Raw genomic sequence first — 23569 nt, forward strand, 5'->3', positions numbered from 1 at the left:
TGAAAATAATTTATCTTAATTTTCAGACTTGTTTCTTGCATTTTCCGAAGGCATAAAAATTTTAAAAGAAAATCAATCAAAAATTAAAACAGTCAATTATGATTACCATTACAAAACTTTCAAAAGTATTTAGAACTGAGGAATTAGAAACCAGCGCCTTAAGCAAAATTTCACTAACTATCAATCAAGGCGATTTTGTTTCTATTATGGGACCATCAGGAAGCGGAAAATCGACTTTATTGAATATTATCGGACTTCTTGATAGTGCTTCGAACGGAAGTTACAAACTTCTTGGCCAAGAAATGGTTGGTTTGAAAGAGAAACAAAAATCTCAGGCTAGAAAAGAAAACATCGGATTCATCTTCCAGAATTTCAATTTAATTGATGAATTATCTGTTTTTGATAATATCGAACTGCCTTTGATTTATAATAATGTTCCTTCTGCCGAAAGAAAATCTCGTGTAAACGAAATGGCTAAAATTTTAGGAATCGCACATCGATTGAAACATTTTCCGCAGCAGCTTTCGGGTGGACAGCAGCAGCGTGTGGCCGTAGCAAGAGCTTTAATCAATAATCCGAAAATTATTTTGGCCGATGAGCCAACAGGAAATCTGGACAGCAAAAATGGTAATGAAGTAATGGAATTACTAACCGATCTTCATGCCAGCGGATCGACGATCCTAATGGTAACGCACTCCGATTATGATGCGTCTTTTTCTCAAAAAACCATTTTTATGAAAGACGGTGCTATTCTGTCTGAAAAAGTAAATCATAAAAATGTAGATGTTTTGGTAAATTCTAAGTACTAAAATCATGTTTAAAAACTGGACAAACATATTTATTTATCACATAAAGAATAACAAATTCTTTACCGTGCTAAACATATTAGGCTTAAGTATCGGAATTGCAGGTTTAATTTTTGCGATTCTATACTGGAACGACGAACATTCTTATGACAAATGGAATCCTGAGAAAGATAAAGTTTTTATTGTAATGAATGATTTTGGAGGAGGAAATATCTGGACAACAAACTCTCCTATTACGGGTCCGACGCTAAATGCGTCTACTTCTTATTTGGACAAATATTGCTATTTCAGAACCAATTATACAACAGAAACTATTCAGTATAACGGAAAAATTGAATTAATTGACAAAATCTTTTCAGCCCAACGCAGCTTCTTTTCTTTTTTTCCGTTTGAATTTATTAAAGGAAATGCTAAAACAGCTTTTCATGATCGAAACAGCATGGTACTTTCAGAAGAGACCGCTGCTAAGATTTTTAAGAATGAAAATCCGATGGGCAAACAAGTAAAATATGCTGATCAGATTTTTGTGGTTCGCGGAGTATATAAAATACCAGATAGATCGTCTGTAAAACCAGCTCTTGTTACTCCCGTAATTGAAGATGAATTAGAAAAGGATAAAGATAATTGGGGCTTTAGCTACGGATTAATGTTTAAGCTTAAAAAACAGAACGATACTACTGCCGTAATCAAAAATCTAGATCATATTTTTCTTGAAAAAAATTATAAAGTACAGGCTAAAGAAGTTGGACTTCCGCTGGATGAATTCATCAAACAATATGGCGACCCAATAAAAGCGAGACTTTTGCCACTAACAAAGTCAAGACTTTATCAAGGAAATTATGCTTTTCCAGAAAAAAATGCCAATTTACAGTTCTTAAAAATAATAATGGGATTATCAATCCTGATCTTACTATTGTCAATTGTCAACTATATTAATATGGCAACGGCAAATGCAGTAAAAAGAGCAAAAGAAGTGGGCGTGCGTAAAATAGTGGGCGCTTCAAAAAACCAGATTATTGCACAATTTGTTTTTGAAACTACTCTGATGACTTTATTTGCTGTATTGTTAGCCTTAGTTATCGTCGAGCTTTCACTGCCGTTTTATAATGCATTTTTAAACAAAGATCTTACACTTATTGGAACTCAGTTTTACCTGCAGCTCATTTTAATTTTCTTCTTTGTAATTGTCGTTTCAGGAGTTTTTCCAGCGGTATATATTTCCAATTTCGAAACGCTTAAAGTATTGAAAGGCAATTTCTCGCGAAGCAAAAGCGGGGTTTGGCTTAGAAACGGAATGCTAGTTTTACAATTCTCGATTGCCACGCTTTTTATAATAGGGTCGTTTATTGTTCACAAACAGGTAAATTACATGATTGACAAAGATTTAGGTTTCAATGGTTCACAAGTTATGGATATCGTTTTCAGGCCTATAAAAGGAAAAAATCAGTATGACAGATATAAAACCATCAAACAGGAACTTTCAAAAATCAAAGGTGTTGAAGCGGTTTCGGCGGGATTATTTTCTATCGGAAGCAATGAAAACTCTTGGCAAGGACTTCATTACAAATCAAATAAAGAAATCATTACGCAACAAATGGGAGTTGATTTTGGCGAACTCGATCTATTGGGAATCAAAATATTGAAAGGAAGAGATTTAAACCCTAAACTGGCAACAGACACTATTTCGAGCGCTTTATTGAATGAGACTGCTGCGAAAACGCTTATGGAAAAAGATCCTGTAAATAAGGAAATCACTTTTGGCGGTCAGAAATATAAAGTGGTGGGAATAGTCAAAAATTTCCATTATATCGGAATCGAATATAATGTGGCACCAATGATTTTCTTTCACATTAAATCGGTATCATGGATGGAAAATTACATGCGATTTATTTCTGTCAAAATATCACCAGAAAACATGCCCGAAACTATTGCGGCAATTGACAAATTCTGGAAAGCCAAAGTCGATCAGGAATATCCGTTTGAGTTTGATTTTGTAAATAAAAACTTTGCTCGCACTTATAAAAAATACGAAGATCAAAGAAACTTATTTGCTTTACTGAATGTTGTCGTCATCTTAATTGCCGTTTTCGGATTGTTTGCTCTCGCTTCTTATTCTATGGAAAGAAGATTACGCGAAATTGCCATCAGAAAAACGCTTGGAGCAGAAACAAATACTTTACTGAAAGAATTGTCTAAACAGTACGTAGTTTTTTGCATAATTGGTTTCTTAATCGGAATTATTCCTGCTTATTTATTGATGCAAAGATGGCTTGAAAACTTTGCTTCTCGAATTGATATTCCGCTCCTGCCCTTTTTAGTTGCTTTTGTGTCATTGTTATTTCTAACGCTGACCATTGTTTTAGCAAAGGCTTACCAAGTAACCAAAGTAGATGTTTTAAAATATTTAAAATACGAATAATTAGTTTTGAGTTTTTGCAAAAAGCTGTGCAAGTCTGAACCCTTGCACAGCTTTTTTTTATTTTAATTAAGCATAAAATCTTTTCAAAATTTCTTTTGCATTGTCTGAAGCTACAATCAATCCGCCGCTCATCATGATTATGTCTTTGAGAACCAAACGCCCGCCAACAGAAAGATAAGGAAAACCAAATTGCGGTGTTGGGAAATCTCCGCCCAGATTTGGAACGTAAACTTCTGGTGTTGTAATTAAAAATGATAAGGTTACTAATGCCATTATGAATGTTAGAATTCCGCCTAAAAAACCTGCTTTCGGAAACCAAATTCCTAAAAGAACCAATAATCCTATTGTTACAATTGCAGTTCCTAAAGCATAAGAAAAAATATAAGTCCCGTTGGCTTCGTGCCATTTGATGTTTTTCTCTACCGTTTTGCCTTCTAGATTTTTGTAAAGTGTATATGCTTTTACTGTTTTTCCGTCTTCGTTAACGACTTTCGTATTAGCATCTTTATAAAAGAAACTCATAAACGGACTATTCGCGACAAGCGGAACAATCCCGTCTGCTTCATATTTGAAGGCTTTTAGTCCGCCAATCCATGCCATTACAACGAATATGGCAATTCTTAAAAAGTGAATAAAATTGTTTTGTCCACCAGCTATAAATCTTATAAATTTTTCCATTTTGATTATGTTTTAAATACATACCAAAATTACTTTAACACTGTCTGGATAAAAATGGACTTAAAGGAGTTTTCATGGACTATTTTGCCACGATAGAAATACCGACTTCTTTTCTGAATTCTTTTGGCGAAATGCCAACGCTTTTCTTGAAATATCTGCTGAAATAGAATTCGTCTTCATAATTAAGATCATCTGCGATTTCTTTTATGGTCTTAGTGGTCAAATGCAGCTGTTTCTTGGCTTCCAAAACAATCCGATCTTGAATAAGCTGTGAAGGCGATTTTCCGAAATGTTTTTTGATTCTTTTGCTGAAAGTGTTCACGCTTAAATTGTATTTAGAAGCATAAAAAGCAACTTCTTTGGATTGTAGAAAATGCGTGTCTAACAAATGCTGAAACTTCAGAATATCAGCATTTCCAATAGATTCCTGAACCTGTGGCGACATTTTCAGCTGTTTTTCTTTGCTGCTTAATGCCAAAACAACTTGCAAATACGATTTCAATATCGAATTGTCATAATCGAGTTCAGAGTCTTCTACTCTTTTCATTCTTTCTATAATGCTGGTGATTTCTTCGAAAATAAAATCAGAAACGGTTACAAAAGGTTCGCTATAGATATCGTTGAACAAAATTCCGTTACAGGCAACTTCTTTTTTATGGTATTCGATGCAGTAAAAATCTCCATGAAAATTTAAAGAATTAATGAAAGGTGCTGTAGAACTTTTCCATTGCAATAACTGATACGGCGTTAAAAACAAAAGACATTTTCCTTTGCATTCGTATTCCGTGAGATCAACAGAAAAAACGGCTTCTCCATCAAACATTATAATGTAGTAATAAGGTTCGTTGATTTCCTTTTCAAGAAAAGAAGATTTTTTCAGTTCGATTTTCATATTACGAAAATAAAGATTTTATCGTTTGTTTTTTTACCGCAAAGTTCGCGAAGGTTTTTTTAAAGAGCTTTGCTTGATGAGAAAGAGCGCAAGATGTTTTTTGTTTCTCGCAAAGACGCTGAGGCGCAAAGTTTTTTCTCATAGATTGGATGTAGAGACGTACTGCAGTGCGTCTAACGTTTGTAATATAGTCGCGCAATCCCGATAGCTATCGGAAGCAAAGTTGCAAAGATTTTCTCCTTTTTTGTCACCCTGAGCGGAGTCGAAGGGCGCAAAGTTTGTTTCACGCAGATTAAAAAAGATTTATGCAGATCTACAAAGATTTTTTTAGATTTTTTAGATTTAAAATAATCTGCTCTAATCTGTAAAATCTGCGTGAAACCAATTTTATAGAATTTCAATTTTCAAATTATCTAATTGACCAATTCTCTAATTGACTAATTATTCCTTCTTAGTAAACCCCTTTCTAGTCATTTCTCCCCAACCTTTGGTTCCCATAATTTTTTCTTTGTAGCCAATTATAGCCGCGTAAACCGTAAGCGGATGGAAATAGAAAGGTTCTATAAAAGCCGCCATTAAAAGTTTGAAAAAGTCAGCTTGTTTGGGGTATTTGTGGTACGTTTTTTCTTCGCTGTAAAGCGCAATAACCGAAAAGAAAACCGCAAAGGAATACACAAAAAACAACAGTAAAAAGAAAAAATGCCAGTTCAGCAATCCGAAAACGATAAAAACGACCGTTATGAGAAGGCCAATAAATTCGATTCCAGGTGCTAGAAACTCGAACAAGGTCCAATACGGCACACTCAACATTCCTAACAATTTGTATTTCGGATTCAGGAACATTCTGCGATGAATGCTTAAGGTTTCTATGGTTCCTCGCATCCAGCGGGAGCGCTGTTTTTTGAATATCTTGAAATCTTCTGGTGCTTCTGTCCAACAAAGCGGATCTGGAATATAACTTACCGAATAAGGCAGTTTGTTGTCCAGCATATAACGGCGCATTCTCACAATGAGTTCCATATCTTCGCCAACGGTTTTAGTGCTGTAACCACCAGAAAGTATAGCTATTTCTTTATCAAAAGCACCAAAAGCACCACTTATAAGTAATAATCCGTCCAATTTTCCCCAAGCCATTCTTCCTAAAAGAAAAGCTCTCAGATATTCTAAAACCTGAATTCTCGACAGCATTACATCTGGAACATTCACTTCAACCAAACGACCATTTTTTATTACACATTGATTGGCAATTCGAACCACTCCGCCAGTTGCGATAATGCGGTTTCCGTAGGATTCTAAAAATGGTTTTGCCAGTTTTAAAAGCGAATCTTTATCCAAAATACAATCAACATCAATGCAAACCACATACGGATTTTGAGCAATATTAAGTCCAACGTTTAGCGCATCGGCTTTACCTCCATTTTCTTTGTCAACAACAATCAGTTTTTTGAATGCAGCGTTTTTTGAAGTGTAAATTCCTCTAATCTTTTTGGTTTCAATTTTTGGATGAAAATCCAAATCGGTTAAAACAAGATCGTATGTTTTGGTCAGGATTTCCATCGAATTGTCTTTGCTTCCATCATTTACCACAATTACCTGATAGTTATTGTAATTCAGCGAAAGCAGCGATTTTACATTTTCTTCGATTGTCAAACCTTCATTGTAAGCAGGCGCAATAAGTGACAATTTTGGAGCATATTCGCTCGTTAAAAGCACTTCATAATCAACAAAACTGTTGCGTTTGAGATATCTTCTAAGCTCTTTTGTAGAAAGATAAGCCAAAATTAAATAAGAAGACATGATTAGTATGGCGTAACCAAGTATTAGGAGTATATATACATCCAAAAACCATGTTATTTCAGGATTAAAAAATGTCATTTTCTTAAATTTAAGCTGTTAAGGTCTGCAAAATGCTCTGCGCTTCGTACTTTATAACTGTATTAGTGGTCTGAGCTGCCAATTGTGCGACATGAGGCACTTTCTGCGATAATTTAAGCTCTTTTATAAGCTTTAATCCAAGCGTAATTACAGTGGTATTTTGTGACTCCAATAAATGTTCTATTCCTTCGGTATCGCCAACATCGTGTTTTTTGAAAGCGCCAATAATATTCAGCTGCATCCAATCGTCAATAGGATCGGAATGTTCTACTAAATATCTGACACTCCGAGTTCCTTCTAGTTTTATAGCAGCATTTAGTGCAACAATTTTTAATGTCTTTTTTCTGGCTTTAGAACAGGCTATAATTGGAACAAATGCTTCTTTAATATTAAACTCTGCCAACTCGGTAATTCCTTGGCATTTTACTTCCCATTTCAAGCTTTTAAGTTTTCTAAAGGAAACTTTTATCAAATGAGAATCTTTATAAAACTGTTCTAATTTCTGAGCATAAACACCTTCGTAATTTTTATGCAAATTGATTAACGATTCGGTTAAAACTTCTCTAAAAAAAGAAGTATCAAAAAGCACGAGAAAATTTTTATCTTCTTTGATTTTAGAAAACGAAACATCTTCAAAAATAACAGCCGACATTACTTTGTCAATCATTTCACTGTATTCTTTTCTCAACCGTTCTTTTTTTATTTTGCTGTTTCTGCTGGCAACAATAATAAGATATAGGATGAATGACGCTGCTACAAACAGATAAATGGAGAAAGTGAGAAAAGGCACTTCCCAACCACCGCTTTTGTATAGTTCCCAGATTTCTGTCATCTTAAAAACGTTTCGTTACAATAAACTGTACATTAAATCTATTTCTGTATTCCCCAGGTATATATTCTTCGTATTCATAAAGAAAAATTGGGCGCACAAAAAATGAATCACCAAAACGGTGCTGGTATTGAATTCCTGCTCGATAGGCTTTTAAAGGTTGTGTAAAGCTATTGTACAGATACAGATAAGGAACGTTTCCGTATTGCAATTCTAGCCTTATAAGGCGTTCTTTTTCTTCGTTTACACGTTGTACGCTTAAAACATGAGAAAACAATTCGTTTGAAATATCGTAATACGGTCTGTAGGCAAAACTATAAATGCCGGCGTTGTAGGCAACTTGACCGGTAAGCAAGGTAATATCGCCAGTTTCAAAATGCATGAATCTTCCTCCAAGCGAAAAATCGAACTTTTTCTGCGGAGCAAAATAGTATTCTAAACCTGCTTTGGCTACAGGAAAAATGGTTTCTCCTGTTGAAACTCCCGCATTGGCATACAGATAGCTTTTGTTTGAAAAGGTCTGATAAAAATCGGTTTCGAATAACATTTGGGTTTCGTTACTGATATTTCCAATATTTGCCCTTCCGACAATTGCCGATTTGCTGAATTTATGCGAATACTCCACATAACCATAATGAAACGGAGATTGTCCAGGATCTGAGGTCGAAATATTGAGGTAAGAAGCTGAAACAGCATTTTTTGCCTTACGCCCAATAAGCGTGCGGATTCCTCTGAAAGCCTGTGTGCTATTATCGATATAAGCTGATTTTTCTATTAAATCTAACGCTTCCTGATCTCGGTTTAGTTTTTCCAGACAAGTCGCTTTAATCCTTAAAACATCAACCGATTTTGGATCAATAGCAAGATATTTGTCGCAGTAATTGATACATTTATCATAATCTTCTGTCCAAAAATAAATGTTTACAAGTGCTTGTAAAGCTTCTGGATTCGGATTGTTGCGATCTGCCATTGGCGACAGTATTTTTATAGCTGTTTTATAATCTTTTTTCCAGCTGTAAATGCGTCCGGCATACGTTTGTATATCTTCATTTTCTGGATATTTGGCACGCAGAGGTTCGATAAGCGACAAGGCTTTATCGTAATTTCCTTTTTCAACTTCGCGTTTTACGTTTGCCAAAGTTTCGTCAATATTGATTTCTTGTCCAATAGCAACGGAAGAAACAAATAGCAGAAAAATAGAATAATAGATAAACTTCATCAGATTCGGGTTTTTAGCAGTTTATTGATTCTTACTAAAAGTACGGCCGGACTCACAGGCTTGGCAATGAATTCGTTTGCTCCAATGTCAAAAGAATCCAGCTCGGTCTGCTCAACGCCCGAAGAAGTCAGGATAATGACAGGAATATCAGATTTAAGATTCTCTCTGACATGTTGCGTAATTTCCATTCCGCTTACACCTGGCATGTTTATATCGGTTAAGATCAAATCATAGTTTTCTTTTTCGATTGCTTCAAGAGCTTCTTTTCCGTCAGAAAACTGGTCAACATTAAATCCTTTCGACTCTAAGAAAAAAGATAATGATTTGCGTAGGATATCATTATCTTCGGCTACAATAATTCTCATTTTTTATTTTTTTATCTGGGGACATTTAAAATTATAACGTCATATATTGTAAAGCTATTGCTTATTTCCCTTATATCATAGCTCTTTTAAAATTTTAACGACTTCATCAATTCCACAGCTGAAAATATTCATTTTATCTAATGTTTCGGCTGTAAATTTTCCTTTTAAAGCTTCCTCTTCAATAATGGTAAGACAGTCGCTCAAATCATTTAGCATAAAAATATCCATGCTTGATTTCATATTATGCGCCAGTTTTTTGACATTTTCATAATCGGTATTTTTAAAAGCTTCAGCTAAATGCGCCGACTGATTCGGAATTTTTTCAACAAAAAGATCGATCATATCTTTTTTAAATTCAGGATCTCCGCAAGCCATTTCGTCTAAAAATGACATATCCAAAATTCTTTTCTGGTGCGCATCGCTGTCTGGCGTCATTACGGTTTTTATAGCTTTTAAAAGAACCGACTGTTTAAACGGTTTTGGCACATAAGCATTCATTCCAACTTTGTAGCAACGCTCCTGCTCTCCAACTAGAGAATGCGCCGTCATCGCAATAATCGGAATATTCGAATTCATCTCATTTCTGATGTATTCTGTGGTTTGGTAACCATCTTTAATAGGCATTTGCAAGTCCATTAAAACCAGATCATATTTGTTTTTTGATAAAAGTTCGATGCCTTCTTCTCCATTTTGCGCAATATCGAGATCAAACCCAAAATTATTAATTACGCTTTTTGCGAGCTTTTGGTTTAAAACATTGTCTTCGCAAAGCAAAATTTTAAGGTTTCCTAGATCATTTTTAGAAACTATTTTTACTGCTGTTTCTTCAGAATCAGTTTTTCTATACGAAAGAATAAAGTAAAACTCAGAACCTCGGTTTAAAGTACTTTTGACATGAACTTCTCCTTTTTGAAGCTCGACAAGCTGTTTTACAATGTTTAGACCGAGTCCTGTACCGCCAAATTTTCGAGTTGTACTTTCTTCGCCTTGCGTAAAACGTTCAAAAATCGTTTCGAGTTTGTCTTTCGGAATTCCGATTCCAGTATCTTTTACGGAGAATTTAAGCGAATAATCTTCTTCCGTTTCATCAATTTTCTTTACAGAAACGGTTACTTCGCCTTCACTTGTAAATTTAAGCGAATTGCCAATAAGGTTTACCAATATCTGATTCAACCTCCCTTGATCGCCAATTACCATATCGGGCATTTCGGCATCCAAAAACAGATTAAATTCTACATCTTTCTGTGCTTTTACTTTCAGTAAATTGTAAACGTGTTTGAGGGTTTTCTTCAGATTAAAACGCTCGCTCTCAATAGCTAAATTTCCTGATTCCATTTTAGAAAGATCCAAGATATCATTTACAATCAGAAGTAAATTTTCGCTTGCAATCTGAACACTTTCAATATAATCTCGCTGTGTATCATCGAGTTCTGTCTGCGCAAGTAAATCTGTAAAACCAGTAATCGCATTTAAAGGCGTTCTGATTTCGTGACTCATATTGGCCAAAAAACTGTCTCTTGCTAAAACAGCGCGTTCTGCAATTTTTCTCTGAACATAGAGCTGATTGTTTTTTGTGCCTAATTCCAGCTGTGCAATAACGTGTTTAGCGATGATAGAAAGTGCATTGCGCTGATTGTCATTCAGTTCTTTCACCACATGATCAATCGCACATAAAGTCCCAATATTATAACCGTCTGGAGTTGTAAGCGGCACTCCTGCATAAAAACGGACATTGAAACCACCAGTAACATTGGGATCGTCTTTAAAACGATCGTTTAAATGCGTGTCGTTTATCTCTACGATTTTGGTATCTAAAATAGTGTAATTGCAAAAAGTGATTTCTCGAGGTACTTCAGAAACGCCTATTCCAATCTCCGATTTAAACCACTGTCTGTCTTCATCAATAAAAGAAATATGGGCAATTGGCACACCACAGATATATGAAACTAGTCTTGTGGCATCATCAAAAGCATCATCAGGAAGTGTGTCTAGTATGTTATAACGTTTCAGGGCAGCTAAACGTTGAAGTTCGTTTTCTGGAATGGGGTAATTCTTATTCATTTTTAAGGCGGTAAAGTGCATAAAGATAAGGCAAAATTAGTCTAAAACTCTTGCTTGACCGCGTTTTTATGATAAAAAAAGCTGTTTGGTAAAAGTACATATATTCAAAAGCATTTTTATATATTCGCCTCAACCTAAACCAAAAAAACAAAATGAATTATAATCCAAATTATAATGGCGCTTTTCAATTTGAAATTGATCCTAAAATAAAAGAAAAGTACCGAAATGCTGATAGAATCTTTAGTTCTAATCCAGAAACAATTAGGAAAATTTCTAAAAAGCTTTTGATATTTGGCATCATCATAATGCTAATAAGCATAAAAGCGGTAATTTGGCTGTTGATGCTAAAAATAGATCTTCTGACGTTAATAGCTGGTATAGGTGCTTTTTTGATTTATGCATCGGTTTATTTACGCAAAAACATTTCTAAATTTCCTATATTGATAGTATATCAAGATGAAATACTTTTTAGAAAACAAAAGCATTTTGGAAAGCTAAAAACTTTAGATCTGTATCATTTTTACAGCAAACCTTTAGAGTTTGAAACTTTATACAAGTGTGATTTAAAACAAGTAGTAATTCCAACTGGCATTTTTAATACAACTGAACTTTTTGTAGAAACAAAAAACGAAGAGAAAATTTTTCTCCTGCTAAATGTTGAAAAAGAATACCGAGACTATATTGCGCAATATTTACAGCAGTATATTAACAATTAGCACTTAGAAAACTCACAACTCCAAAATCCTCTTAAGTTCTAGCGTTGTATTTCCATCTGAAAGTACTTTGGGCGCTTTTACTAATTTTTCTGCTAAAAATGCTGTAGTAATGGGTTTTAGACTCTTAAAAAGTCCGATTGCGTTTAGTATTTTAATGATGCTTATAGAAATCTTTTCGCCCCAGCGATCTGTATTCTCTCGAATAAGCGGACCTGGTCTAAAAACAATATATTGAGGAAAATGGAGCTCTTGAAGATAATCTTCTAGTTTTCCTTTCATCATCGAATAAAACACACTGCTTTTCACGGAAGCGCCATAAGAAGAAACCAAAACCAAAGAATGCACGTTGTTTTGTTTGGCAGCAGAGGCAAATTCAGCTGGAATATCAAAATCGATTTTCCATTGTTTTTCTTTTGAACCTGCATCTTTTAAAGTTGTTCCGATACATGAAAAAAGAACATCTCCTGTAATTAAATCTTGAAACGAATTCACATCTGAAAAATCTACAACGTGTTCTGTGAGTTTTGGATGCGATTTTCCTGTTGAACGTCGTACAAAGATGGAAACCGCCTCGTAATCATTGCTTTCTAAAAGCAGATTAACCAGTTCTTTTCCCGTTGCGCCTGTCGCTCCAATTACCAATGCTTTCATAATAAAGGATTTATTAATAGTAAATATAAGGCTTTGTTTGAAATAATTTTTAATAGAAGTTGCTGATAGTTATGATCTCCAAAATCTGCTAGATCTGCGAGAGTAATTTTTCTCCCGCAGATTTTGCAGATCTTGCAGATTATCTTTTATTCTAAATATTATTGGAAAAGTAAAAGCAAAAAAACCTCTTTACTACAGAAGCAAAGAGGTTTAGTTTAAAAATTTTCTAATTTTCTAATTTTCTAATTTTCTAATTTTCTAATTTTCTAATTTTCTAATTTTCTAATTTTTAATAAACTTCTGAGTATAAGTCGCTTTATCGGTCACAATGTTAATGATATAAAAACCTTTCGCAAAATTGCTTACGTCGATTTGGCTGTTGTTTAATTGCGTATTGATCGTTCTTCCTGTCACATCATAGATCACAACATTTTTGATTTCGTCTTCTGTATTGATGTTCAGATAATCTGATACTGGATTTGGATAAATTGATAATTGCACTTTCGTGAATTCATCTCTGCCTAAAACAGAAGTATCAACCGAAATAGATTTCTCGACTATCTTTCCATTCGAATTAAAACTAATTACAACGGTTGCAGTTCCACCATTTTTTGGCGTTAGAATTAATTCTTCGTTCGCATTAATTTCTGCTGAAACAATATTCGCATCACTATTTGATTTTATTGTTTTTACGATCGCTGCCGATAAATTGTCTTCATCTGAAACCACTGTTTTTAAATCAATAATGGTCGGACTTCCTGTTGAAACTTGCGAAGGCAAAATTGAATTGACAACTGGCGCTGCATTATCTGGAAATACTGCCATTGCTGGAAACCAGTAATAATCGTTTAAGACTTTTGTGTCGATTAATTTCCCCGTGGTATCATAAGTATGAATCCAGTTTTTCTGATAATGAAAACTAAATCCGCTTTCTGTTGTGTTTACAATTAAATTCCCCGAAACTGGATCAATTCGTAATCCTGCACCATACAAAATTTGCTTGTAAGTTCCTGTTTGTCCAGGAAGTGTAGCAAAGTTTTCGTTGAATGTTTTTGTTGCAATATCAAATCGTATAATCTTTGTGCCTGCCACAAAACTGCTTACGTTATTATTCCAATACAAAGCATTTTCTGTATTGCTGTAAGTAAAACTTCCCGCATTCCAAGCGCCCCAAGAACCTAAATATTTAGTTGTTGGAATAGCATAAACTGTTGTGTCAAAAGTCAGTGGATTAATATTGATCAATTTCTGTTCTTGAATTCCCCAAATACTTCCGTCTTTGGCCTGTGTAACCGAATGAAACGCGCCAGAAATGGTTTTTATAACCGTATTTGTTTTAGGATCAATAACTAAAATTCCTGCACTTTGTTTTACAGCAAAAACATATTGCGAAGTACGAATCATATTTCCAATTTGTCCCGCATATTGGCTTCCTCCGCCTGTTGTTGGTATCTGACTTCCTACTTTCATGTTTTCAATATCAAAAAGATAAACACCATTTGAAGCACCTATATAACCCGTTTTTTCGTCTATACCCACAAAAGAGCGTCCGTCTCCTCCTCCAATAGTTTCAAATGAAGCGATTTTTTTCATCGTTTTTGCATCGGCAACAACCAATCTTCCACCTGGAATGTACTGCGTATCTCCGCCATCTTTTTCTTGCTTAGAAACAAAATAAAATTTATCTCCATAAATAGTTCCGTATGGTGTAGTCGCACCAAAAGTATGATTGTCATTAGCTTCACTATATACTCTGTAATGAACGTTTCCGTTAGCATCAATAAAATTTACAGATCCATTCACATGTCCGAACCAATCTTCATTGACCATAAAGTAGCCTTTAGTAAAATCTATAGTTTTAGAATAAGGAGTAACTGGGGTAAAAGTTGTGGCAAGATCAACTGGTTGCATTTCTGGATTAAAATTCCAGACATCCCAAGAACCGTTTTGCAATTCGCGAGAAGAAGCTCCTAAACCAGAATAGCCAAAATCGCTATCAGTTGGATCTTTAACCCAATACGACCAATATCCAGTGGTCCATCCTGACTGCCAGTGATCATTGGTATCGATAACCGTATAAGAATCAAAATCGTAAGCAGACGTATTAATTATACCATCAAAAGGATAAAAAGGAAAGGTTTTATCAATGCCTTTATAGAGTCCGTTTGTGCCTGCTCCGTCCAAATCGAAGCCAAAACCTCCAATCGCAGATCCGAATTGAGTTCCTTGATAAAGTAACGTAAAAAAACGAGGATCTGCTTTTGCAATGGCTTTAATCATATCTTCGCCCGTTGCTGTTCCATCCCATTTAAATCCCCAAACCAAAGCATCAGAAGTTTTATTGTCATTCCATTGCACTACAAATGCCGCTTGATTCGCGCCTGTTCCAACCCAATATTGAATATCGTCAAAAGTGGTTGCGTTGGCTGTTTGTGCTTTTAATTGTTTTTGCGTTACCGCTTTTAATTTCAGATCGTTTCTAGGAACTCCTTGTACTGTTGTCTGCGCATTGGTTACAAACGCAAAAAATAGCATGAGTATTATTAAGTAGTTTTTCTTCATAATTTATTTGTTTAAAATGTTGTGTTAATGTGTTTTTATTTTTTTTTAAACACATAGAAACATAGTGTTTATGTTTTCACTACAACTTTGTCAAAGTTTCAAACTTTGACAAAGTTTAAGCGTGTATCTACTATGTGTTTTCAAGCAAAGTGAAACGCCTTTTATTAAGTTTCAAAATCTATGTTTCTATGTGTTTTAAAAAATTAATTAAGATGCAAATCATAAGCTCCAGAAACCTCCGTAGAAACTTCGCCCAACCAGCCCGCTTCTTGATTAATTGCGGTGTAAACTTTTACAAAGTCGATTCCTGGAAGTTTCACATATTTTCCGTTTTTATCAACCGCCCACGAAATATCAATATTCGAAGCTTCATCATTATTTGGAGCATTATCGGCGTAACCAAATTCAAACGATTTGCCGACCCAGTACGAGCCTTCTCCGCTTTGGTCGTAGAAATTATCAGCTATTCTAGTTCCTTTTAAAGTATAAGAAGAATTGGCAATCCAAAGTGGATAATAATTCTGGTCGTGAAATACATTTTGGACTTTAAAACCTGATTTTCCAGCATTATCCTGCCATTTAATGTACTCGTTATCAACCTGCCAAAATTCAGTTCCAGCGACTGGAGATTTATTAGCATCAGGCTTGAAATAGGTGATTTCGTAGTTTTTTATAGTCGTGTTTTTAAAATATTCACTGCCTGCGATTTCGTACCATTCGTCTTCGTCTGGTTTTCCGTTTTTGTTTTTGTCGTACGCGACCATAATAATTCCTGCTTCGCAAGATCCTGCACGCGCTTCGTTGGCTTCATTTCCCCAAAAAGCATTTCCTAAAATTTTAAAATCACGACCTTCCATATTCGGAATCGTGTGATCAAAACCAAAAACTACATAACCGCCAAAACCTCCTAATGAAATCATAGTCGTATTAGATCCCGCAATCGCTTTTTTAGCTGCAGAAATCATATTGGCCTCGGTATTTCCTTCCTTATATTCTGGAATTCCGTTGGTAAACTGTCCGACAGCAGGACGAAAATCAAATACATTAGAAATATATTTACTGTACGTTCCCGTTTCTTTTACAACATTAATGGACGAATTGTACACTTTAGTTTCTCCATTAATTTCTACTTTTAAAGTCAATGGATAATTTTTCTGGTACGGACTAATAAAATCCAATTCTACATTATCTGAAATAATCGAATCTTTTATACTCCAAGTCAGTTTTGCCGTGCTTGGAAGAGCCGTCGCAATATTCAGCACTTTAAAACGGTCAATTGTATACGATTCTTTCAGCACCTCTGCGGGAAGCAAATCTCCTTCATCGTTATCTTTACTGCAGGCTGCCAATCCTAAAAATAGAATTAGAGACAAAGCAATTTTTAAAAGGTTTTTATTCATTGTTTTTAATGTTTATTTTTTAGTGATAAAAGCAATATGAGCTGGAATATTCCCAGCGGTCGTTTTCCATTTTAATTTTCCATCGGGCGTAAAACAGTAGATATAACCGGTTACAACATAGTTTTGAGCGTCAGTAATGTAGATTTCTTTGCTTTCTGGATTCACTTGAAGTCCGTACGGAATCATGATTTTTTTGTCTGTCCCGTCGGTAATAATCTGGTTTGTAATTACCTTTTTGGTTTTGGTATCCAAAATTCCGTAACTCACTTTATTGGAACCCGTCAGATAACTCCAAGAAACACTGTAGAAATACAATAAATCATCAACCAGACAAGTTCCAGAAACAGGAATATCGAGTTGCATTTTCTTTTCATCTGTCTGCGTATCAATCACAAAAAGATTAGACGGCGTGTTGTAGTAATCGCCACGAGAACTCACATAAATATCGCCTCGGCTGTCAATCTGCATGCTGTACAAATTAATGCCAACATCTATTTTTTTGATTTCTGTAAAAGTCTCCAAATCAATTACCGAAACCGTTCTGTCGTAATTCGGAACTCGGTAACCTCCAGAATTGGCAACATACAATTTTCCGTTATGAATTACCATTTGCTCTGGCTGATAGCCAACGGTTACTTTTCTTTTGATTTCTAAAGAAGTCGTGTCAATTTCGGCAACAAAACCAATTTCTGCATTTGGATTGATGGCAACGGGTCCAGAATACGAACTCACATACGCTTTATCTTTGTAAAAAGCCACATAACGGCAGTTCGGAATATCGATTTTTTTGATGCGTTTTGCCGTCCATTTTTCTAAAACTTCCACTTTATTCGAACAGTTAATGACCGCATATACTTTATTCCCGTAGATTTTAATATCGTTTCCAACATCTCCCAATTCCTTGACAACAGAAGGATTTCGTTCGGAATAAACATCTGTCGTATAATTTCCTGTTCTGTAATTAAAAACGTCCAGACTCGCTCGGTTCATTCCCATATTTCCTTCGTTCAGCAGATAAAATCCTTCAATCTTTCCGTCACTTCTCGGTGCCGCAACGCTAACATCTGAAGAAAGAAATATTGTTTCGTCTTCACGACAGGAAACCAAAGAAATGGCTATGCTCAAACCCAATACTATTTTTAAAATCGCCTTTTTCATAACTCAAAACTGATTATAAATTTGAATGTTCTTCCCGGCATCGGATAATTGTAAATCACTTCGTACTGCTGATTAAAAGCATTATTGACTTCAACTGCGCCGTTCAATTTGTAATTTTTGAATGCGAAAGATTTCTGAACCGCCAAATCGTGCGTGTACCAAGGCTGGACTTCATTCACTTTAATATTATTGACATTTCCGTTATAGCGTTTTCCAACATAAATAAAGCTGTAGTTGAAGTTCCAAGATTCATAACCAGCATTCAAAATTCCAGATCCGCTGTGCCAAGGCGTGTACGGAATCTGATCGCCGTAAGACGACATTTCTAAACCAACAAACTTTGTAAAATCCTGACTTTGAGAATACGTATATGTCAGATTTGCGGTTAGGTTTACTTTGTCAATATGAGTAGCCATATTCAAAACCGTTTCAATTCCTTTTCCTTTTACTTGACCAATATTCGTCATCATCCAGCGAAACAAATTTCCTGTCGGCGCAGCCACAATTTTGTCTTTTGTATTGGTATAATAAGCATCTGCCTGAAGAGAAAATTTATCGAAAAAGCTTTCCTTTACGGGGAAATTATACGTAAAACCAACATCGTACTGATTCATATATTCTGGCCTTAAAGTGCTTGAACCGATCATGGTATAATACAAATCGTTGAAAGTTGGCATTCTGAAAATGCGTTTGGCGAATGCTCTTAAATTGAAATCGTATTTTTTGAAAGGAGTATAACCCAAAAACAAAGCGGGAGTAAATTCAGTTTTGTTTGGCGCTTTAGCATTGTATTTTACCTCTTCGATAACACGGGTTGCGAGTACATTTCCTAAAACTTTAAAACCTTCGTACCGATAAGAAGTCGCAAGAGAAACAAGAGCAGTGTAACGTTGAGGGAAAGAAAATTGCGTTTGAATTCCTCTTCTCGTCGCGTTTAATTTATTGTATTGAAAATCGGTTGAAAGCGAAACATCCCAAGTGGGTAAAATGCTGTACATATTCACTGCCGAAAAATAGGCTTCCTTCTGATAATAACTATCGTCAGATTGCGCACCTTCGGTTAGGGTTTCTCCTAAAACATTGGTGGTATCTCGAGCGATATAATGTGTGTAGTCGTAAGCAAATTTTCCTTTTAGCTGCAATTTATACTTATCCGAAACGTCTTTTATTAAAGATGCCTGAGAGAAAAAATTCTTGTCGAATTGGCGAAAACCATCACGAAACTTATTTTCGACAATAGCGCCGGGAGCACCTCTTTCAGAATCGTAATAATATACTTTGGCATCCCAAACGCCTTTATTTATTTTGCCAAAAACACCCGATTCCAATCGGAAAGCTTCAATATCGCTATTCCATCGCGTTGCTGTGGTGTCGTAAGCAACGCTGCCGTCCTGATTTTTTCTTTTGTATCGAAATTTATACTGACCGTTTGATTTGATGTATTCTGAACTGACACTCATACTGACTTTGTCGCTCAGTTTTTGTTCCCATCTGAAAGAAGGATCATGATAATCGATCGACATGGTTTTGTAGCGAACCAGCAGATTGGTTTTCTTATTATTGGAAAAAGTAGGACGTTTGGTTCGTAAATAGATTGTAGAAGCCGACGCAAAGTCTTTAGCTGACTGAAAAATTTCACTTTTCTGACCGTTATACATCGTCAGCGATTCCATGTCGTCAAGCGAATATTTTCCTAGATCGGTTACGCCATTTTGCGCATTACCCAACTGAATTCCGTCATAAAAAACGCCGACATGATGCGTCCCCATATTACGGACATCAACCGTTTTGAGTCCGCCGACACCGCCATAATCTTTAATTTGAGTTCCTGCAAAATAGCGAAGTGCATCGGCAACATTATGAGCTGACAGATTCTCGAGCAGAACGCCCGAAAGACTTTGCACAGGAATCACTTCCTGATACGGTTTTCCCTTTAAAATAACTTCTTTTAAAACCCGCGAACTATCAGTCACTGCTTGAGAATGAAGCAAAAAAGGAACAATTAGTAAAAAAATAGAAAGTAAAGTTTTCTTCAAATTATACATCACGATTTTATTAAATAAACTTTGCGTGATGCCGTAATTACAAAAACATAGAAATAGGACTACTATCCTAAATAGCAGGTCATTATCTTGTCATCAACTTCATACCACGAAAGTTTTAAACTATGTGATCGTGGCAGGTCTCCTGACTTGTTCCATCTTTAAACGGCCTTCTCATTCGCCGCGGCGAACAATGGCATTAGTACTATTTAAAGACTTGTATAGAACTTACAGTAGCGGGTCTGTTCAGGATTTGCACCTGATTCCCTTTTAACTGCTTTTTCTGAATTGAAAAAGCAGACCAAAATCTGGCGCAAAGATATAATTATCTTTTATAAATGTAAATTGGAAAGATTTTAAAGGCTATATTTTTTTGTTTCTTCTAAAATTGACCGCATTAAAGGAGTAAGAAACCATCAAATAGCTCCAATATGATAATTGGTTTACATCTTGTATTTTTGGAAGATTTATCATGGAATCTGTTGCTTTGTAAAATGAAAATGCCACATTAATTTCCAGCTCTTTAATAGGAACATATTTCATTGAAATATCATTTTCAAATCCTAAAAATCTTGACATTTCTTGATTTAAATCGTTCTCCAAAGGATACTGCGTATAAAAAAGATGAAAATCGGAACGAAGTGATAATTTTGAATTTATCTGAAACAAATAAAATAAATAAGGATTTACAAGACCTTTACCGCCAACATCGGCAGGAAATCGGGTAAAAACATTCATATTACCATTAAATTTCCAAGTAACTCCATACAAAACATCAAAGTCTCCCGAATTTTCTACACTTAAATTAGGGGTGCTTCCGCTAATGATTTCTGCTCCTAAACGCAAAGTAGATTTTTGCAAAGACCATTTTATTTCTGGTTGGAAATAATAGGCAAACAAATGCTGTCCTTTTTGATTTTGACCAAATTGAAAATAACTATTTAAAGTATAGTACCATTGTCTCTTTCTAAATTCAATTCTTCCTCCAGTCGTTGCGCGAGTATACAGTGTTTCTGAATTTGTCTTTTCTAAAAAATCAACAGTATTTATAGAGTTAAAGGAAAAATTTTCTTTCGAATTATAACTAAAATTATACACCAGCATGTATTTGTATTTATTGGAAGCAACTGGAGAATAGGCACTTTCAAAACTGGTATTGTATTTTCTGGTAAAAAGAAAGAATAAATCGTTGGCAAAATGCTTACCATATTTCATAATTCGAATTCCTTCGTGTGCTCTTCCTTGCTGAGCCCACGGCGCATCCGAAAATAATCTGCCATTATCCAATAAAACGTTTTGTCTTCCTAAACGAAAGTTGATTGACTTGAATTTTGTTTCTAAAAACAACTGGTAAAAATTGACACTTCCGACTTTAGAACTGGAGTTTGCTTCGTCCCACAAATGAATTTCTTGTACATCAGATTTCATAAGCCATTTTTCACGCTCATATAACATGGAAATTCTGTTTCGCTGCGTGATATAAAAATAAGGATCAATAGAATCGTTTGGCGGAAGTATATAATTGGAAGTGTATTCTGCTCTCGGACGTATTTCTATATTCATTTGAAACTGCTGCGATAAACTGCCATTTTCCTGTGCATTTGCATTATCAGCTATAATAATTACAAACAAAAAGAAAACCGCTTTCAATATGCCTTTTAACACCATATATACAAATCCTATAGAATTACTATACAAATATAGTATTTAGTAGACATATCTTCCCTCACATTAATATCTTAGTTTGTGATATCCTTATTATAATTATCAATCATGATTTACGATTTGACGAAAGAGCATTAATTTACCTGTTTTATCTCTTTTCCAAACATTTATACTTTTTCCTTTTACGTTTCCGTTACTGTCACCGTCACGCCAATCAACATTATAAAATCCAAATTCTATAATGGCTTTATTCGCATTAATAATTCCGGAAGTTTGAATCGAAATTTTTTCTATAACCAGCGATCCTGGTTTTTCATGTTCGGTAAAATATGCTGTAATCTCTTTTTTTCCAGAAAGAATTGGAGTATAATAGGTTAAATACATCGCGTCTGGCATAAACAATTTTGCATGCTCTGCTCCTTGCCTATTCTGAACCAGTTTTTTAATCGTATTATTTCTTTTTTTTAATTCTAAAGTTAATTTATCCGAAGAAATATATTCTTTAGTTGGCGAAATTCCAGCATCGTCTATTTCAGGAATGTTTTTATCGTCGAAATAACTTGTAGAACCCCAAATTTCTGCGGCAATAGTAAGCAGTTTATTTTTCGACGACTTTTTCCATAAAACAGCATATTTTCCAGAATAAGAAAAGGGTTCCAAAGTTTTAACGATCAGATTTTCGGTAAAATTTCCAATTTCGAGAACGTAATTTCCAAAATCCTGTAATTCCAGAATCATTTTTTCGTACGAAGCAATTTCGGCTTGAGAGAGCCATTGTTCGTAAAATGCTTCGATTTCCTTTTTACCCGTTCGCTGTCTGCTGTGTTCGGGCATCAAAATGGATTGCTCTGTATAGGCTTTTAGTAAGGCGTTTTTATTTTCTTCTGTAAAAGCGGTAGCAAAAGAAGTGTTATATTCTTCAATCTGTTTTCTAATGCCTAAATCTGTTTTATTTTCTTGCCCAAAAACGCCAATTGCCAAAAACAGAAAGGCTAAAATCAATTTGGTCATATTTTATTTGTTTTGGTTCAAATACAAATATACAATATTGATTTTCAGTATTTTAAAAATATTTATCTCTATTTTAAAACATCTTTATAACCAAGTTATTTTCATCAAAGAATCCGAAGGATTCAAATGTTTATAGATTTTATGCCACATCTTGAGTACGACCCCTTCGGGGTCGCATAGCTGCGGCGGGAATTATATGCTATAAATATTTGAATCCTTCGGATTCTTTACTTTATAAAAAATTTGAAACTTCTTTATCTGTTGTTTCAACATGCTTACTTACACCCAACTAGTTAATTTTTAGAAAAAAATAACACCTTACAAGACAATAATTAGTTTTATAAAATGTTTATATATAAAAGATTATGATGCATCTAATCTTTATAACAATACCCTCAAGATTAATTTAAAAGAAAACATGAAAAAAATATTTTTTATACTTGCCTTTACTTCTTTTTCACTGCACAGTTTTGCTCAGGAATTGGATAATAAATTCAAAAAAATTCCCACCAAAGAGCCAGCAGTAAAAGAAACTATTCCGCCAAAAGAAGAAGCTCCAAAGGAAAATCCGCCTGCGCCTATAGAAAAACCAGCACCGCTTCAGGTTAATCCAGACGAATTATTTAAAGACACGAATCTCTATAAACCAGAGGCCAATGTTGAAGGCATTTTCTATAGAAGAAATCAGTTTTTAGGAAATATCAACACCACAGCCACGACTTCTACAGTTATGTATCGCGATGCTGCTTTTGTAGACGGCGATAAAGTAAAAGTATATTTAAACGATAAAGTAATTGAGCCTGAAGTTTTATTAAACGGCGACTTTAAAAGCGTAAAAATCAATTTAGTAAAAGGAATTAATAAAATTGACATCGAAGCTTTAAACGAAGGTTTTGCTTCTCCAAACACTGCCGAATTTAAAGTGTATGACGACAAAGGCCAAGTTATTTCGTCAAGCGAATGGAATGTTGGTACGGGATACAAAGCTGTTATTGTATTAGTAAAAGAATAAATTTCTTACCGAAGAAATCGTTTGAAATCATAAAAAACACTTAAAACTGCTGTCTTCAGCAGTTTTTTTGTTGCATATATGTAGTTAACTACGTAGTTTTGTACATAGATTTTAGTCCCGAAGCCTCGGGATAGATTTTAGATTTTAGATTTTAGATTTTAGATTTTAGATTTTAGATTTTAGATTTTAGATTTTAGATTTTAGATTT

The 23569-nt window shown here is 34.8% G+C and carries 18 protein-coding genes and 1 riboswitch; of the genes, 4 read left to right on the forward strand and 14 right to left on the reverse strand.

Features of this window, described 5'->3' with window-relative positions:
* Window positions 1-98: 98 nt before the first annotated feature.
* Both Q9Q97_RS20845 and Q9Q97_RS20850 read left to right on the forward strand, forming a co-directional pair.
* Complete coding sequence (locus Q9Q97_RS20845; RefSeq protein WP_306160663.1) at window positions 99-809, forward strand: ABC transporter ATP-binding protein; 711 nt, start codon at window positions 99-101, stop codon at window positions 807-809.
* A gap of 64 nt (window positions 810-873) precedes the next feature.
* Complete coding sequence (locus Q9Q97_RS20850) at window positions 874-3225, forward strand: ABC transporter permease (protein ID WP_371878227.1); 2352 nt, start codon at window positions 874-876, stop codon at window positions 3223-3225.
* A gap of 66 nt (window positions 3226-3291) precedes the next feature.
* Here Q9Q97_RS20850 and Q9Q97_RS20855 read toward each other — a convergent pair whose 3' ends face one another.
* The 7 genes from Q9Q97_RS20855 to Q9Q97_RS20885 all read right to left on the reverse strand — a co-directional run bounded on the left by Q9Q97_RS20855 (window position 3292) and on the right by Q9Q97_RS20885 (window position 11144).
* Window positions 3292-3903: a DUF417 family protein gene (locus Q9Q97_RS20855; protein WP_306160667.1), complete on the reverse strand. Its 612-nt coding sequence runs from the start codon at window positions 3901-3903 to the stop codon at window positions 3292-3294.
* A gap of 79 nt (window positions 3904-3982) precedes the next feature.
* On the reverse strand, window positions 3983-4795 hold the full coding sequence (locus Q9Q97_RS20860) for an AraC family transcriptional regulator (RefSeq protein ID WP_306160669.1): 813 nt from the start codon (window positions 4793-4795) through the stop codon (window positions 3983-3985).
* Between the two features lie 441 nt (window positions 4796-5236).
* Window positions 5237-6670, reverse strand: coding sequence for a glycosyltransferase family 2 protein (locus Q9Q97_RS20865; RefSeq protein WP_306160671.1), 1434 nt, complete (start codon window positions 6668-6670; stop codon window positions 5237-5239).
* Between the two features lie 10 nt (window positions 6671-6680).
* Window positions 6681-7502, reverse strand: coding sequence for a hypothetical protein (locus Q9Q97_RS20870; protein ID WP_306160673.1), 822 nt, complete (start codon window positions 7500-7502; stop codon window positions 6681-6683).
* A gap of 1 nt (window position 7503) precedes the next feature.
* Window positions 7504-8718, reverse strand: coding sequence for a tetratricopeptide repeat protein (locus Q9Q97_RS20875; RefSeq protein WP_306160675.1), 1215 nt, complete (start codon window positions 8716-8718; stop codon window positions 7504-7506).
* Window positions 8718-9083, reverse strand: a complete 366-nt coding sequence (locus Q9Q97_RS20880) for a response regulator transcription factor (RefSeq protein WP_111369569.1) — start codon at window positions 9081-9083, stop codon at window positions 8718-8720. Before Q9Q97_RS20880 ends, Q9Q97_RS20875 begins: the two co-directional genes overlap by 1 nt.
* Before the next feature lie 75 nt (window positions 9084-9158).
* Complete coding sequence (locus tag Q9Q97_RS20885) at window positions 9159-11144, reverse strand: GAF domain-containing hybrid sensor histidine kinase/response regulator (RefSeq protein ID WP_306160679.1); 1986 nt, start codon at window positions 11142-11144, stop codon at window positions 9159-9161.
* Between the two features lie 152 nt (window positions 11145-11296).
* Here Q9Q97_RS20885 and Q9Q97_RS20890 point away from each other — a divergent pair, with 152 nt between their 5' ends.
* On the forward strand, window positions 11297-11860 hold the full coding sequence (locus tag Q9Q97_RS20890) for a hypothetical protein (protein WP_306160681.1): 564 nt from the start codon (window positions 11297-11299) through the stop codon (window positions 11858-11860).
* A gap of 12 nt (window positions 11861-11872) precedes the next feature.
* Here the strand turns inward: Q9Q97_RS20890 and Q9Q97_RS20895 are convergent, their stop codons facing one another.
* From Q9Q97_RS20895 to Q9Q97_RS20925, 7 genes are all read right to left on the reverse strand, one after another.
* A complete protein-coding gene (locus Q9Q97_RS20895; protein ID WP_306160683.1) occupies window positions 11873-12511 on the reverse strand; it encodes an NAD(P)H-binding protein in 639 nt (212 codons plus the stop codon).
* 282 nt (window positions 12512-12793) lie between these two features.
* Window positions 12794-15073 (reverse strand): DUF5074 domain-containing protein, encoded by a 2280-nt coding sequence (locus tag Q9Q97_RS20900; protein ID WP_306160685.1) that lies wholly within the window; start codon window positions 15071-15073, stop codon window positions 12794-12796.
* Between the two features lie 203 nt (window positions 15074-15276).
* Window positions 15277-16473: a cell surface protein gene (locus Q9Q97_RS20905; RefSeq protein WP_306160687.1), complete on the reverse strand. Its 1197-nt coding sequence runs from the start codon at window positions 16471-16473 to the stop codon at window positions 15277-15279.
* Window positions 16474-16485: 12 nt separating this feature from the next.
* Complete coding sequence (locus tag Q9Q97_RS20910; protein WP_306160688.1) at window positions 16486-17631, reverse strand: DUF5074 domain-containing protein; 1146 nt, start codon at window positions 17629-17631, stop codon at window positions 16486-16488.
* On the reverse strand, window positions 17628-19676 hold the full coding sequence (locus Q9Q97_RS20915; protein WP_371878228.1) for a TonB-dependent receptor: 2049 nt from the start codon (window positions 19674-19676) through the stop codon (window positions 17628-17630). Before Q9Q97_RS20915 ends, Q9Q97_RS20910 begins: the two co-directional genes overlap by 4 nt.
* Before the next feature lie 114 nt (window positions 19677-19790).
* Window positions 19791-19994, reverse strand: a riboswitch (cobalamin riboswitch).
* 42 nt (window positions 19995-20036) lie between these two features.
* Window positions 20037-21371 carry an alginate export family protein gene (locus Q9Q97_RS20920; RefSeq protein ID WP_306160693.1) on the reverse strand — a complete coding sequence of 445 codons (1335 nt, stop codon included), beginning with the start codon at window positions 21369-21371 and terminating at the stop codon, window positions 20037-20039.
* Window positions 21372-21440: 69 nt separating this feature from the next.
* Entirely contained in the window at window positions 21441-22349 is a 909-nt protein-coding gene (locus Q9Q97_RS20925; RefSeq protein ID WP_306160695.1) for a DUF4440 domain-containing protein, read from the reverse strand.
* Window positions 22350-22767: 418 nt separating this feature from the next.
* Between Q9Q97_RS20925 and Q9Q97_RS20930 the strand changes: the two genes are divergently transcribed.
* The gene (locus Q9Q97_RS20930; RefSeq protein WP_306160697.1) at window positions 22768-23361 is read left to right on the forward strand and encodes a hypothetical protein; all 594 of its coding nucleotides are present in this window, start codon (window positions 22768-22770) and stop codon (window positions 23359-23361) included.
* The last annotated feature ends 208 nt before the right edge of the window (window positions 23362-23569 follow it).

This window comes from Flavobacterium sp. DG2-3, assembly GCF_030730925.1.
Taxonomy (GTDB): Bacteria; Bacteroidota; Bacteroidia; order Flavobacteriales; family Flavobacteriaceae; genus Flavobacterium.